We start from the raw sequence: 14,100 nt of genomic DNA on the forward strand, positions 1-14,100 counted from the left end.
CGTCATGCGAACAGCCGGCGCCAGGTTTCCGGGCCCGGGTAGCCGTTGGCCGAGGCTCCGCGCCAGCCCTGCGCGCGCTGGAACGCCTCGACGCCGCGGCGGTCTGCCTCGTCCCACCGGGGGCCCGGGCCGGTCGTGTAGTACTTGCCGAAGCCCTTCTTCATCAGCTGCCGCCCCAGGGCGGTGACCGCGGGCCCGGAGGCGCCCGGCCGGAAGGCCCCGGCCCCCGGGTACGGCGGCGCACCGAGCGCCGACGGCCCCGCCGCGCCGGTCACCGCGGGCGGGATGTCCTTACCCTGCTTCTGGACCAGGAGCTTCCAGGTCTGCGGGCCCGGCAGGCCGTCCGCCTCCTCGCCCGTCCAGCCCTGGGCCCGCTGGAAGGCCTCGGTGGCCATCCGGTCGGAGTCGGTCCACTGCGGACCGACCCCCTGCGGGTAGAACCGCGCACCGCCGCGCGCGCTGAGCATCCGCCCGAGCTGGGTGACGTACTCGTTGTTCGCGCCCGGCCCGAACTTCGCCGCCCCCGGGAACGGCAGGTCGGCCACCGGCTTCGTGGGCACCGGCGTCACGGGCACCGGCGTCACGGGCACGGGCTTCGCGACCACCGGATTCGCCGCCCCCGGCTTCTCGGTCACCGGCTTGGCGCCCGGCACCTGCGCTGGAACCTCGGGAACGCCGACGCCCGTGAGCCCGTTGAAGCGGTAGGGCAGGTACTTCGTCGCGTTGTTCCAGTACCCGTACGGCGTGGCCAGCTTCCGCGTCGTCGGGCGTGTCTGCTCGTACGCGATGTAGTGCGTGCGGGTCTCGTCGACCCAGCCGCCGAAGAGCGTCACGTGCGAGCCCTGGTTCGGGTCGTCCGGGTTGTGGAAGAGCAGCATGTCCCCCGGCAGCAGCTCGTCCTTGGTGATCCGGGTGGCGAACTTGTCGAGGCTCCCGGTCCATTCGTTGGTGCCCAGGTTCCACGCCATGGAGACGTAGCCGGAGCAGTCCTGGCGGTAGCCGTCGGTCCAGTACAGCTCCATGCTGTACGGGACCTCCGCCTTCAGCCACACCTTCGCCCGGTTGATGATCGTCGTACGGTCGATCCGCTGCCGTACCTTCGGCGGCACCTGGCCCGGACCCACGTGCGCGGGGCCGTGCAGCGGGGCCCGCGCGCCCTGGGGGCTGCCCGGCGTCACGGGTCCCGGGACCGGCTCGGGGTTGGCCAGCGCCACCGCGCCTCCGGTGCCGCCGCCGAGCACCACTCCCGCGGCGGTGGCCAGCACCAGCGCGCGCCGGGCTCCGCGCGCGGCCGGGTGCCCGCCGTCCCGGAGCGGTATGGCCCGCGCGCGGGCCAGGGCCCGGCGCTGCTGGGCGCATCCCGTGCACGGGCAGTCGTAACCGGGGTCGTACTCCTCGAAGAGCGGCAATGGCATCGTGATCGGCGTCGGCGTCGGCACGCGCGTCGCCGCGTGCGGAGCCGCGTTCGGCGCCGCGTGCGTCGGCATCTGCGTCGGAGGCTGCATCGTCATGCGGTTCCGTCCACTCCCCTGCTGGTCCACCGGCCTGCCGGCCCACCGGTCGGTTCGTCCACTGTTCGGCCGGGACGCATCTGGTGGGGCGTCAGATACGGAACGGCCAGGACATATCGTGCACGATAAACACCCCAAACATGGGCTAATCGGACAAGGCTGGCGTGTGTTGTCACGAGCACCGCCACGGGTGGGGTAAAGTTCTCTTTGTCGGAACAAGCGCCGCTAGCTCAGTTGGTTAGAGCAGCTGACTCTTAATCAGCGGGTCCGGGGTTCGAGTCCCTGGCGGCGCACAGACACGAAGAAGCCCCTCGCTCACGCGAGGGGCTTCTTCGCTTTGCACCGCGGCGGCCGCGCGTCCGTGTCAGCCGTGTCAGCCGCTCACCGCGGCGGTGGCCGGGGAGGACCCGGGCGCCGACGGCTCGGCCGGCTTCACCGTGGCCGTCAGATACGCCGACACCACCACGTTCGCCGTGTACCGCTTCGCCGCCTTGTCGTACGAACCCCCGCAGGTCACCAGCCGCAGCTCCGCCCGGCCCGGCACCTTCGGCCCGTAGGCCTTGTGCGGGTCGAAGGAGTCCCGCTCGTACACCTGGATGTCGTCGATGGTGAATTCGGCCGCCATCCCGTCGGCCCGCAGCACCCGCACCTTGCCGCCCGGCTGCGCCGAGCTGAGCCCGTAGAACACGGCGGGCTTCGACTCGGTGTCCACATGGCCGACCAGCAGCGCGGTGCCCGCGGCGCCCGGCTGCACCCCGCCCGACCACCAGCCCACCGTGCCCGGCTTGTCGTACGGCGGGGGTTCGATCGCCCCCTCGGCGTCCAGGCCCCGGGTGATCACCGGGGCCTGGACACCTATGGAGGGCACGTCCACGCGCCGCGGCGGCCCGGCCGTGGCGGGCGCCGGGAGCGGGGCGTGCGGGGCGGGCAGACCCGGGGCCGCCATCAGGCCGGGCTGGGCGTACGGGCCCCCGGGCACGCCGGTGATCTCGCGGCCCCACAGCCACAGGCCCAGCACCAGGACCGTCCAGGCGGCGGCGGTCAGCAGCCGCCCGCCGCCGGAGGCCTTCTGCTCCGCCGTCACCGCGCGGCCCCCACGCGCCACTGCGCCGTCACCGCGCAGCCCTCACTCGCCGCTGCGGCGGCGGCGCAGGGCCAGGGCGCGGCCCGCGACGGCGAGGGTCGCCGCGGCGGCGAGCACCGCGCCGATCACCGTGTGCGGCAGGCCGGGGCCGCCCGCGGCGTGGTCCTTCTTGGCGGTGGTGGCGGTCGCGGGGGGCGCGGCGGCCAGCTCGGCGGCCATCCCGCCGCCGCCCGCGTGGACCGGCCAGATCGGGGTGGAGTGGTGCGAGGGCTGGTGGTGCTCGACCTCCAGCGAGCCGCGCACCCGGTCCTCGCGGTCGTCGCACCGGATGCGGATCTCGTGGCGGCCGGACCAGGCGTCCGAGCGGATGTGGGCGTCGCCCCACAGTTCCCGGTGGTCCCCGTGGCCCCGGCTGAGGCGGATCTCGGAGACGAAGGCGGACGACGTGGCGGACGCCCAGTCGCCGTCACAGCCGCGGACGCGCAGTTTGACCTGCGCTCCCGGGCGGGCGGGGTCGGGATCGGCCGAGACGCTGCCGCGTTCGTCCCCGTTGGCGAGGGCGAGGGGCGCGGTCACGGTGGTCACGGCGGAGACGGCCGTCAGGGCGACGGCCACCCCGGCGACACGGAGAGCGATCAGAGCACTGCGCATGGTGAACCTCCTCATCAAGGAGGTTCACGCGCGGCGCGCCGCTCCGCATCCGGAGCGGCGCGCGTTTGGCCCGTACGTGTCAGACGTACACCTGGACGAGGTGGATCGGCGGGACGAGGCCGACCGGCCTAGACGAGACCGACCGGCCTAGACGAGGTCGACCAGGTCCGCGATCGAGGGGACGGTCCGGGTGGGGCGGTACGGGAACTTCTCGGTGTCCGCCTCGGACGTCAGGCCGGTCAGCACGAGGAAGGTCTGCATCCCCGCCTCCAGGCCCGCGAGGACGTCGGTGTCCATCCGGTCGCCGATCATCGCGCTGGTCTCGGAGTGCGCGCCGATGGCATTGAGGCCGGTGCGCATCATCAGCGGGTTCGGCTTGCCCGCGAAGTACGGCTGCTTGCCCGTGGCCTTGGTGATCAGCGCGGCGACGGCGCCCGTGGCCGGCAGCGGGCCCTCGGCGGAGGGGCCGGTCTCGTCCGGGTTGGTGCAGATGAAGCGGGCACCGGCGTTGATCAGGCGGACGGCCTTGGTCATCGCCTCGAAGCTGTACGTGCGGGTCTCGCCCAGCACCACGTAGTCGGGCTCGTGGTCGGTGAGGATGTAACCGATGTCGTGCAGGGCGGTGGTGAGTCCGGCCTCGCCGATGACGTAGGCCGTGCCGCCGGGGCGCTGGTCGTCGAGGAACTTGGCGGTGGCGAGCGCCGAGGTCCAGATGTTCTCGACGGGGACGTCCAGGCCCATGCGCTGGAGGCGTGCCTGGAGGTCGCGCGGGGTGTAGATGGAGTTGTTGGTCAGGACCAGGAAGGGCTTGCCCGAGTCGCGCAGCCGCTTGATGAAGACATCGGCGCCGGGGATCGGAATGCCCTCGTGGATGAGGACCCCGTCCATGTCGGTGAGCCAGGATTCGATCGGCTTGCGCTCTGCCACTGGACTGTTCTCCGCTCTCGGAGGCCTCCGCTGCGGAGGCCGCTGACCGTGATCCGCTGGTCTCTACCACCCTACGCGGGCCGGGCCGCGGACGCTCCGGGCGTCCACGACCCGGCCACCGCGTGCGGTGACCTGCGGGGATGCGTCAGCCGAGCGTGACGTTGTCGACGGTCCAGTACCAGTTGTTGGTGCCGCTGTAGCGGAAGCGGACCTGTACGTCGGTGGCGCCCGCCGGGACCTGGAGGGAGAGGGCCTCGCTCTTGGCGACGGCGTCCGCGGTGTAGCTCTTGACCACGGCCGGGGCGCCGCCGTTGTAGGAGACGAGGACCTGGGCGGTCTGCCCGGCCTCGTGGCGGTAGTGGGTCTGGAAGGCGAGGGTCTTCGTAGTGCCGCCGGTCACGGCCCACTTGGGGGTGACGAGGGTGGAGTCGAAGGTGCCGGTGTGGCTCTTGTCGTCCCACTCGTCGGAGTCGGCGACCGCGAAGACGTCGCGCGAGCGGACGTTCAGCTCGCGCCACTGGTCACGCTGGGACTGGCTCCAGAACTCGTCGGTGGCGAAGGCCCATCCGGCCCATTCGCTGACACCGCCCGTGCCCATCTTGGAGTTGTCGACGGCCCAGCCCGCGGGCGGGGTGTGCGTGAAGCCCTTCACGCCCGCCGGGATGCCGGTCTCGTCCACGCGCGCCTGGAGGTTCGGGCGCAGGGTGTCGAAGGGGTCGCTGTCCGGGGCGTCCAGCGGTACGCCGTCCAGTCCGGCGGTGGAGACGCCGACCTGCTGGAGCGCGGTGGCCGCGACGTCGACGAGGCGTACGTCGCTGCGGACCGAACCGGCGGGGATTCCCGCACCCTTGGCGATGACGAAGGTGCCGCGCTCCTGGATGGTCGAGCCGCCGTGGCCGCCCGCGTCGGTGTGCCCATGGTCGGTGGTGACCAGGATCTTCCAGTTCTCCTGGCCGTACGTCGGGCGGGCCTGGACGGCGGTGAGGAGCTGGCCGACGAGCTTGTCCACGCGGCCGATGGTGTTCAGGTACTCCTGGCTGGCGGCGCCGGAGGCGTGACCGGCGTGGTCGATCTCGCCGAAGTAGACGAAGGCGGCGTCGGGGTTCTGGTCGCGCAGTTCGGCCGAGGCCGCGGCGGCGATCTTCGGGTCCTCGCTGCCGTAGCCGTCGCGGTCGCCCTTGAGGGAGAGGCGCTTGTCCACCTTGGGCGAGAAGATCGGGCCGTTCTGGTCGGTGGAGGTGATGGGCTCCCAGTCGGCGGCCGCGTAGGTGTTGAGCGCCGGGTCGGCGTTCTCGGCGCGGGTGAGGAAGTCCGGGTAGGCCGTGTAGTTCTTGCCGGTGAAGGAGTTGTCCTTCACGCCGTGCTTGTCGGGCCAGACGCCCGTGGCGATGGTGGACCAGCCGGGGCCGGAGGAGGTCGCGGCCATCGGGTTCGCGTACAGGGTGCTGCGCGCGGTGAGCCCCTGGGCCATCAGGCCGTTGAGGTTCGGGGCGTCGGCGACCTTGACGCGGTCGAGGACGGTGCCGTCGATCCCGATGACCAGGACCTTGTTGACGGCGGCCGCGGCGGCCGCCGGGGCTGCGGTGGCGGGCGCGGCCGGGGCCGGGGCCGCCGGAGCGGTCTGGGCGGCGGCGGCGAGCAGGGCCGCGGCGGTGGCCGCCACGGCGAGGGCGCGTCCGGGCAGGACAGGGGACACGTACTCCTCCAGGGAGTAAGCGAAGGGGAAGACCGGGGGTGGGGCGGTGGGGCGGTGGGGCGAAGGGGCGGTGGGGCGGTGGGGCGGTGGGGCGGTGGGGCTGACCCTATGGACCAGACCCGTTATGCAAACGTCACTCTTCCGCGAGTGGGTGACGCCGACGTGACCGACCGGCTTCCGGTCAGCTGCCAGTGGCCGACTTCCACGCGTCCACGTACGAGGAGAGGTTCTTGTCGATGTCGGCCCAGTCCGGCTCGAAGACCTCGACGCCGGTCATGATCTTGGTCAGCTCGATCGCGTTGGCGTCGGTCGGCTTGACGTCACCGCGGGCCGGGAATCCGCCGCCGACCTCGCTGACCAGCTTCTGGGCGTCCTCGGTGAGGAGGTAGTCGAGGAGCTTCTTGCCGTTCTCGCTGTGCGGGGCCTTGGTCATCAGGCCCGCGGCGTAGGGGAGCGCGAAGGTGGTGGGCTTGCCGCCGTCCTTGGCCGGGAACCAGATGCCCAGGTTCGGCATGGACTTGGACTGGGCGAAATTCATCTGGACGTCGCCGTTGGCGGCCAGGATCTCGCCCTTGTCCGTCTTGGGCGCGAGCTTGCTGGTGGAGGAGGACGGGCCGACGTTGTTGGCCTGGAGCTTCTTCAGGTACTCCATCGCCGCGTCCTTGCCGCCGAAGTCGTGCATCGACTTGATGAGCACGGCGGTGCCGTCGCCCGCGACGCCCGGGGTGGAGTACTGGAGCTTGCCCTTGAACTTGCCGTCCAACAGCTCCTCCCAGGTCTTGGGGGCCTCGGTCAGCTCCTTCTTGTTGTAGACGAAGCCGAAGTAGTTGTCGACGACCGAGGTCCACTTGCCGTCGGCGGCCTTGCCGGCGCCGTTGACCTTGTCCGAGCCCTGGGGCTTGTACGACTGGAGCAGCCCCTTGCCGTCGGCCTGCTGGATGAACGGCGGCAGGGTGACCAGGACGTCGGCCTGCGTGTTGGACTGCTCGCGGACGGCGCGCTGCACCATCTCGCCGGAGCCGCCCTCGACGTACTTCACGGTGATGCCGGTCTTCTTGGTGAAGTCGGCGAAGACCTTGTCGTACCAGCCGTCGCCCTTCTCGCCCTTGAGGCCGTCGGCGCTGTAAACGGTGACGACCTTCTCGCCGCTCCCGGAGTCGGCGGCGGAGGAGCCGCCGCAGGCGGTGAGGGTCGCGCCGAAGGCGAGGCAGCCGGTGAGGGCGACGAGCGGGCGCAGCAGGCTGTGGGGCAGGCGGGACAAGCGGGATGCACGGGACACGCGGGACATTGGGCTTCCTTCGGGAGGGGGGAAGTACCGCTCAGCGGTACGAGGCTCTGGTGCGGACGCGGCCGACGGCCAGCAGCACCAGCAGGGTGGCGCCCATGAGCACCACGGCGAGGGCGGAGCCGCTGAAGAGCGAACCGCGGTCGGTGGCGGTGAAGATCCGGACGGGCAGGGGCATCCAGTCCGGCGGGTAGAGCATCATCGTGGCGCTCAACTCGCCCATGGACAGGGCGAAGCAGAGCCCGGCGGCGGCGGTGAGCGAGGGCAGCAGGAGCGGCAGCTTCACCCGCCACAGCACGTACGAGGGGCGGGCGCCGAGGCTGGCCGCCGCCTGCTCGTAGGCCGGATCCAGACGTACTGTCGCGGCTGAAACCGACTGGTAGGCGAACGCCGTGACAAGAATCGCGTGCGCCAGGATGACGATGCCGCTCGTGCCGTTGAGCAGCACCGGCGGGCGGCTGAAGGCGACGAGCACGGCGAGGCCCACGACCACGGACGGCACGGCGACCGGCAGCATGAACAGGGCGTCCAGGGACCGCTTCCCGCGCTTCCTCAGCCCGGCGGCGGCCAGCGCCGCCCAGGTGCCGGCGGTCAGCGCGAGCAGGCTGGCGGCGAGGGCGGTGATCAGGCTGGTGGTGAGGGCCTGGAGGGATTCGCCCCGGACCGCGGCCGCGTAGTTCTCGGCGGTCGGGCCGGAGGGGAAGGCTCCGGACCAGTGGGTGCTGAAGGAGGCCGCCACCACCACGAGCAGGGGCAGGGCGAACAGCGGCAGGAAGAAGAGGCCGAAGCCCGTCCAGGCGGCCCAGCGGCCGGACTTGCTATGCACCAGCACGCTTGCTCACCACCCGGTAGAGGCCGAAGAGGCCGACGGAGATCACGATGTTGACGACGGCGACCACGCAGGCGGCCGGGTAGTCGGATTCGAGGATGGCCTTGCCGTAGATCAGCATCGGCAGCGTGGTGACGTCCTTGGCCCCGGTGAACAGGACGATCCCGAACTCGTTGAGGCACATCACCAGCACCAGGCTGCCGCCCGCGCCGAGCGCCGGCAGGGCCTCGGGGAGGATCACCTTCCGGATGATCCGGCCGGGCTTCGCGCCGAGCGAGGAGGCCACCTCCAGCTGCGCGGTGTCCAGTTGGGAGAAGGCGGCGAGCAGCGGGCGCATCACGAAGGGCGTGAGGTAGGTGATCTCGGCGAGGAGGACGCCCCACGGGGTGGTGAGGAAGTGGAAGGGGCCCTCCGCCGCGCCGGTGACGTCGGTCCAGGCCCCGTTCGCCATCCCGACCGTGCCGTAGAGGAACAGCAGCGCGAGGGTGATGAGGAAGGAGGGGAAGGAGAGGAAGACGTCGATGAACCGGGCGACCGCCCTCGCCCCGGGGAAGGGCACGAAGGCGATGACCAGCGCGAGCGCGAAGCCGAGCGCCAGACACCCGACGGTGGCTCCGACGGCCAGCCAGACGGTCGTGCCGAGGGCGTCGCGGAAGGCTGTGGAGGCGAAGACCTTGGCGTAGGCGTCGAGGGCGCCGCCGCCGTTGTCGGGGGTGAAGGACTGCTGGACGACCAGCCCGAGGGGGTAGAGGAAGACCAGGGCCAGCACGACGACGGGCGGCAGGGACCACACCCAGGGGGGCGGCGTGCGCCACCGCGCGGCGGCGGGCGGCGGTGCGTCGGCCTCGGCGGCGGTGGTGTCGGCTTCGGCCTCGGCCTCCACCTCGGCGTGAGCCGGGTGTACGGGCGCGGTGGTGTCAGCCATCGGAGACCCCCGCCGACCCATCGGAGACCCCCGCCGACAGCAGGACCGCGTCGCGGGGTTCGAAGTGCAGGGTGACGTGGTCGCCGAGCGCCGGGGTCTCGCGCAGCTCCGGCAGGTCCGCCTTGATGCGGTGGCCGTCCACCTCGACGTACAGCCGGTGCGTCGAGCCGCGCCACTGCACCTCGGTGATCTTGCCGGTCAGGGCGTTGGGCCCGTCGCCGAGGGCGAGCAGGTGGGGGCGCACGCACAGGGTGGCGCTCGCGCCGGGCGCCGCGCGCCCCGGGTCGAGGTCCAGGGTCCGCCCGGCGAAGAGCGCGCCCCCGGTGGCGACGGTGACCGGGAGCAGGTTGGCGTTGCCGACGAAGGAGGCGGTGAATTCGGTGCGCGGCGCGCGGTAGAGCTCCTGCGGGGTACCGCAGTCCTGGAGCCGCGCCCGGTCCATGACCGCGATCCGGTCGGCCAGGGTGAGCGCCTCGACCTGGTCGTGGGTGACGTACAGAATCGATACGTCGGGCAGCTCGCGGTGCAGTCGGGCCAGTTCGGCGAGCATCCCGGAGCGCAGCTGGGCGTCGAGCGCCGACAGCGGCTCGTCGAGCAGCAGCACCCCGGGACGGATGGCCAGCGCGCGGGCGATGGCCACGCGCTGCTGCTGGCCGCCGGACAGCTCGCGCGGGTACCGCTTGGCGTAGGCCGCCATGCCCGTCATCTCCAGGGCCTGCGCGACCCGCCCGGGGATCTCGGCCTTGGGCGCCTTCTGGGCCCGCAGGCCGAAGGCGACGTTGTCCTCGACCCGCATGTGGGGGAAGAGCGCGTACTGCTGGACGACCATGCCGATGCCGCGCTTGTGCGGCGGGAGCGCGGTGACGTCCCGGTCGCCGATGAACACCCGGCCCGAGCGGGGACGTACGAACCCGGCGACCGCCCGCAGCGCCGTCGTCTTGCCGGAACCGGAGGGGCCGAGCAGCGCCATGACCTCGCCGGGCTCGACGCTCAGATCGAGGGAGTCCAGGACGGTGGTGGGCCCGTAGGCGACCGAGACCGCGTCGAAACGGATGCCGCTCACGCGGCGGACTCCGGCGTCAGCTGGGCCAGCGGGCCCAGCAGCGCGGGGAGTTCGGCGATCGAACCGAGGACGTGGGTCGCGCCGTGCGCGGTGAGGGCCGCGCGGTCGTGCGCCCCGGTGAGCACGCCGGCCACGATCCCCGCGCCCGACCGCTGCCCGCTGAGCATGTCGTACGCGGTGTCGCCGACGACGACCGTGCGGCGTACGTCGTCCACCGCGCCGGTGCGCAGGAACGCGGCCAGCACCATGTCCGGGTACGGGCGCCCGCGGCCGCCCGCGTCGGCGGGGCACAGGGTGAGGTCGGCGAGGTCCCGCCAGCCGAGGGCGTCGAGGATGGCGTCCTGGGTGACGCGGGCGAAGCCGGTGGTCAGGACGACGGTGCGGCCCTCGGCGCGGAGCTGCTCGATGGTCTCGCGGGCCCCGGGGAGCGGGGCGATCAGTCCGCCGTCGACCAGCTCGCCGTACGCCTCCTCGAAGGCCGTGTTGGCGCGCCGGGCGAGGTCTTCCGTACCGAAGAGGTGGCGGAAGACGGAGATCTTCGACTCGCCCATGGTGTCGCGGACGTACTGGAGCTTGGCGGCGTGGTCGGCGGAGCCGGGCTCGACGCCGAGGCGTTCGGCGGCGCGCTCGAAGGCGCGCTCGACGAGGCCGCCGTCGGCGACGGTGGTGCCCGCCATGTCGAGGACGACGAGGTCGTGGCGGAGCGCGGGGGTGATGGTGTTGATGTCGGTGGTGGGGTTGATGTCGGTGGTGGGGTTGATGTCGGTGGTGGGGTTGATGTCGGTGGTGGGGTTGATGTCGGTGGTGGGGTTGATGTCGGTGGTGCTGTTGGTGATGGTGTCGCCCATGTCGGTTACCAGCCCAGTTCGTTCGCGGTGGTTTCGGCTATGGCGGGCGAGCAGGTCATGCCCCGGCCGCCGGGTCCGGTCACCAGCCACACGCCGTCCCGCACCTGCTCGCGGTGGACGACCCGGGTGGTGTCGGTGCACTGCGCGTACACGCCCGCCCAGCGGTGCCGGATCTTCGGCAGCGGGCGGCCCAGGAAGGACTCGACGACCCCGGTGAGGTGGCCGTAGGGCTCTTCGAGGGTGTCGAACGCGAAGGGGTGCTCGTACTCGTGGGTGTCGCCGATGGTGAGGCCGCCGTCGCTGCGCTGGACCATCAGGAGCTGCATCTTGTGCGCGGCGGCGACCGGGGCCTGCGCCTGCTCGGCGTTGAGCGCGTCGAGGGCCTCGCTCCGGTACGCCGGGTAGTAGCGGAAGCTGTCCGCGTCGGCGACGGAGGTGGTCAGCGGCTCGCCGAGCGGTTCGGTCTGCATCATCTGGAGCCGGACCCGGCGCACGGGCAGGTCCGGGGCCAGCTCGCGGACCAGGCCGGACAGCCAGGCGCCGGTGGCCAGGACGACGGCGTCGCCGCGGTGGACGTCACCGTGGTCGTCGCGGACGGCGCCGGGGCCGGTGACCTCGCGGACCTCGCGCCCGGGGAGGAAGGTGTAGCGGCCGGAGGCCTTGAGGGCCTCGCGGAGGTGGAGCTGCGCGGTGCGCGGCTCGACGGCCGCGTCCCGCTCGCACCACAGGGCCGCCTCGAAGGCGCCGCGCAAGGCGGGGTTGATCTCGCGCGCCTCGGCGGCGGTGACCAGTTCGTAGCCACGGGCGGCGGCGTCGGGGCGGGCGACGGCCGCCTCGGCGACCGCGTACTCGCGGGCGTTGCGGACCGGGGTGAGGGATCCGATGGCGCGGAAGCCCAGGCCGGGGACCCGCTCACCGATCCGCTCCCAGAGTTCGCGGGCCCGCAGCGCGGTGTCGAGCTCCGCACCACCGGCCCGTCCACTGACCCAGATCTGGCCGAAATTGCGCAGTGAGGCACCGCGCGCCTCGGCTTCGCGCTCGATCTGGACGACCTCGTGGCCGCGTTCGACTGCTTGCCAGGCGTGCATGGTGCCGACCACGCCGCCTCCGATGACTATGACTCTCACCGGGCCAACGGTGGTCGGGCCCCATGGACCTGGGGGATCCGGCAGACGACACGACGGTGAACAGCCCTCGACTCTTGGACCAGACCCGTTACCGTTCTGTGATGTTACTGAGCCCCTTTGGTCCGGTTATCGCGTGCTTCGATCCCCGCTATTCGGGGCGCAGATGGGTCGTGAAGCTGAACCGGTCGCCACGGTAGAGCGAGCGCACCCGCTCCAGCGGCCGACCGTCCTGATCCCGCGAGAACCGGTGGATCAGCAGCATCGGGAGCGCGGGCGGAGTGCCGATGAGCAGCGCCTCGCGCGGCGTGGCCAGGACCGTTTCGAGCTTCTCGTCGGCGTCGCCGAAGGCGATGCCGAGCCGCTCCCGGAGATATCCGTAGAAAGAGGAATCCGGCTGGAATTCGCCGTCCAGGCGCGGGGCGCGGGCCACCCGGATGTACGTGCTCTCCAGCCCCACCCGCTCGTCGTCGGCCAGCAGCACCCGCTCCAGGTGCCAGACGGGCTCACCGGCCTCGGCCCCGATGCCGGGCGCGAGGTCGGGCGGGCAGGGGAACTGCTCCAGCCCGATGAGGTTGCGGCCGGGGCGGCGCCCCTGGCGGCGGACCCCCTCGGTGTAGCTGGCGAGGGAGAGCGGCTGCTCCAGCTTCGGCCCGGCGACGACGGTGCCGCGCCCGGCCCGGCGCAGCCGGCCCTCGAGGAGCAGCTCGCGCAGGGCCTGGCGGACGGTCTCTCGGGACACCTCGTAGCGCTCGGCGAGATCGCGCTCGGTGGGCAGCGCGCCGCCCTCACCGAGTTCCTCGACGAGGGCGGAGATGCGGGCCTTGACGGCGTAGTACTTGGGGATGCGCCCGTGCTCGGGAATGCCGGATCTGACGGGCGAGCCGGGGCGGTGCTTGGTCGGTTCCACGCTCGGACTTTACGGGGGCGGGAGCGGGGGCGGCGGGCCGGGCGGGGTGGCCGCACGCGTGACCCGCCACGGCGTCACGGCGTACGCGTGGCCGCACGCGTGACCCGCCACGGCGTCACGGCGCCGGACGCACGACCCGCTGCCGCGTCACGGCGTACGGCCGGGCGGGACCCTGCGCAGGCGGCGGGCGCCGAGCAGCAGGCCGCCGCCCGCCGTCAGGGCGCCGAGCGCGCCGAAGCCGTAGGCCCACTCGCGGGCATGGGGGTCCGCGGGGGCGGAGGCGGCGGGCCGGCCGGTCTCGGCGAGCGACCCCGCTCCGGCGTGCTCCGGCTCCCCCTCGTCGAAACCGGCCTCGACGGGTTCCTGCGGCCCCTCGACGGAGAACCGGTAGCCGCCGCTCTCGCCGATCCAGTCGCCGTCGTCGCCGTTGCGCTGGACGAGGGCGACGTCGGCGACCACCTCACCGGTGGGCGCCGTGGCGGCGAAGGCCAGTTGCACCTTGACGGTGGCCGAGCCGCCGGGGCCGACGGTGAAGCCGGGGAAGGCCTCCCCGCCGTCGAACACGGCGATGGTCTCGTCCCGGTCGGTGCGTTCCAGGCTGACGGGGAAGGTGGTGCCCTGCGCCTCGAACTCCATCCGGAAGTGGGCGGGGCGCAGGGCCCGCGCCTTGTCCGTGAAGACGACCACCGGGTGGATGGCGGTGCATGCGGAGCCGGTCGTGTTGGTCAGGTCCAGGTACCAGGTCTGCGGTCCGGCTCCCCTGCGGTAGACGGCCGGGCCGCCGCGGATCCGGGCCCCGATGGGGAAGGCCGCGCTCTTGCCGTCGCCGCAGCTGGCCCGGGCCCGCGAGGGCAGCGCGGGCGCGGGGCGGGCGCCGCCCCCGCCGGGGGGCGCGGGCGCGGCGGCCGCGGGCACGGCGACCGGTCCTGATACGGCGACCAGGACCGCGGTGAGGGCAAGGGCTTTGCGCAGTCGCATAGTGGGCCTTCGCTCGCTCGCCGGACGATGATCTGACGAAGCGACAATCACCCCGCCTTGGCCGCACCCTCGCACACCCCCCTCACCTCCCTCCCCCCGCCACGCCCCACCCACCCGGGGATACGCCCGATCGGCGCAGGCGGTGGGGGGGTGGGGCGAGGTGGGGGCGCCCGGCACCGGCTTCTTCCACTCGATGCTGGCGCAGGGCGTCTACCTGCCGCCGTCGTCCTTCGAGTCCTGGTTCGTCTCCACCGCCCACGACGAGCGCG

General features: G+C 72.6%; 13 protein-coding genes and 1 tRNA gene. 1 reads left to right on the top strand and 13 read right to left on the bottom strand.

What is annotated here, in order from left to right; genetic code table 11:
* Positions 1-2: 2 nt before the first annotated feature.
* On the bottom strand, positions 3-1,415 hold the full coding sequence (locus ABT084_RS14175) for a peptidoglycan-binding protein (protein ID WP_351042526.1): 1,413 nt from the start codon (positions 1,413-1,415) through the stop codon (positions 3-5).
* Positions 1,416-1,730: 315 nt separating this feature from the next.
* Between ABT084_RS14175 and ABT084_RS14180 the strand changes: the two genes are divergently transcribed.
* Positions 1,731-1,804 (top strand) — tRNA-Lys (locus ABT084_RS14180).
* Positions 1,805-1,884: 80 nt separating this feature from the next.
* On the opposite strand, the gene ABT084_RS14185 is transcribed toward ABT084_RS14180, so the two are convergent.
* From ABT084_RS14185 to ABT084_RS14240, 12 genes are all read right to left on the bottom strand, one after another.
* Positions 1,885-2,595: a class F sortase gene (locus tag ABT084_RS14185; RefSeq protein ID WP_351042485.1), complete on the bottom strand. Its 711-nt coding sequence runs from the start codon at positions 2,593-2,595 to the stop codon at positions 1,885-1,887.
* A gap of 42 nt (positions 2,596-2,637) precedes the next feature.
* Positions 2,638-3,246, bottom strand: a complete 609-nt coding sequence (locus tag ABT084_RS14190; RefSeq protein ID WP_351042488.1) for a hypothetical protein — start codon at positions 3,244-3,246, stop codon at positions 2,638-2,640.
* Between the two features lie 147 nt (positions 3,247-3,393).
* Complete coding sequence (locus ABT084_RS14195; protein ID WP_351042491.1) at positions 3,394-4,173, bottom strand: HAD-IIA family hydrolase; 780 nt, start codon at positions 4,171-4,173, stop codon at positions 3,394-3,396.
* Positions 4,174-4,318: 145 nt separating this feature from the next.
* Entirely contained in the window at positions 4,319-5,869 is a 1,551-nt protein-coding gene (locus ABT084_RS14200; protein WP_351042494.1) for an alkaline phosphatase family protein, read from the bottom strand.
* Positions 5,870-6,050: 181 nt separating this feature from the next.
* Positions 6,051-7,109 (bottom strand): 2-aminoethylphosphonate ABC transporter substrate-binding protein, encoded by a 1,059-nt coding sequence (locus tag ABT084_RS14205; RefSeq protein WP_351042527.1) that lies wholly within the window; start codon positions 7,107-7,109, stop codon positions 6,051-6,053.
* A gap of 79 nt (positions 7,110-7,188) precedes the next feature.
* Entirely contained in the window at positions 7,189-7,986 is a 798-nt protein-coding gene (locus tag ABT084_RS14210) for an ABC transporter permease (RefSeq protein ID WP_351042496.1), read from the bottom strand.
* Positions 7,973-8,908, bottom strand: coding sequence for a 2-aminoethylphosphonate ABC transporter permease subunit (locus tag ABT084_RS14215; RefSeq protein ID WP_351042499.1), 936 nt, complete (start codon positions 8,906-8,908; stop codon positions 7,973-7,975). Before ABT084_RS14215 ends, ABT084_RS14210 begins: the two co-directional genes overlap by 14 nt.
* On the bottom strand, positions 8,901-9,971 hold the full coding sequence (locus ABT084_RS14220) for an ABC transporter ATP-binding protein (protein ID WP_351042502.1): 1,071 nt from the start codon (positions 9,969-9,971) through the stop codon (positions 8,901-8,903). Before ABT084_RS14220 ends, ABT084_RS14215 begins: the two co-directional genes overlap by 8 nt.
* Positions 9,968-10,648 carry a phosphonatase-like hydrolase gene (locus tag ABT084_RS14225; RefSeq protein WP_502968932.1) on the bottom strand — a complete coding sequence of 227 codons (681 nt, stop codon included), beginning with the start codon at positions 10,646-10,648 and terminating at the stop codon, positions 9,968-9,970. The genes ABT084_RS14220 and ABT084_RS14225 overlap by 4 nt, the downstream gene beginning before the upstream one ends.
* A gap of 176 nt (positions 10,649-10,824) precedes the next feature.
* The gene (locus ABT084_RS14230) at positions 10,825-11,946 is read right to left on the bottom strand and encodes a TIGR03364 family FAD-dependent oxidoreductase (protein ID WP_351042507.1); all 1,122 of its coding nucleotides are present in this window, start codon (positions 11,944-11,946) and stop codon (positions 10,825-10,827) included.
* Between the two features lie 148 nt (positions 11,947-12,094).
* The gene (locus tag ABT084_RS14235) at positions 12,095-12,853 is read right to left on the bottom strand and encodes a GntR family transcriptional regulator (protein ID WP_351042510.1); all 759 of its coding nucleotides are present in this window, start codon (positions 12,851-12,853) and stop codon (positions 12,095-12,097) included.
* Between the two features lie 147 nt (positions 12,854-13,000).
* Entirely contained in the window at positions 13,001-13,831 is an 831-nt protein-coding gene (locus ABT084_RS14240; protein WP_351042513.1) for a hypothetical protein, read from the bottom strand.
* Positions 13,832-14,100: the final 269 nt, after the last annotated feature.

It is taken from the genome of Streptomyces sp. NPDC002138, from assembly GCF_040296485.1.
Lineage (GTDB): Bacteria > Actinomycetota > Actinomycetes > Streptomycetales > Streptomycetaceae > Streptomyces.

What these genes read in the sequence shown, in the direction of transcription:
- ABT084_RS14225 (WP_502968932.1), bottom strand. Translation starts at nt 10,648, where the DNA reads ATGGCGGGCACCACCGTCGCCGACGGCGGCCTCGTCGAGCGCGCCTTC.
- ABT084_RS14190 (WP_351042488.1), bottom strand. Translation starts at nt 3,246, where the DNA reads ATGCGCAGTGCTCTGATCGCTCTCCGTGTCGCCGGGGTGGCCGTCGCC.
- ABT084_RS14215 (WP_351042499.1), bottom strand. Translation starts at nt 8,908, where the DNA reads ATGGCTGACACCACCGCGCCCGTACACCCGGCTCACGCCGAGGTGGAG.
- ABT084_RS14240 (WP_351042513.1), bottom strand. Translation starts at nt 13,831, where the DNA reads ATGCGACTGCGCAAAGCCCTTGCCCTCACCGCGGTCCTGGTCGCCGTA.
- ABT084_RS14175 (WP_351042526.1), bottom strand. Translation starts at nt 1,415, where the DNA reads ATGCCATTGCCGCTCTTCGAGGAGTACGACCCCGGTTACGACTGCCCG.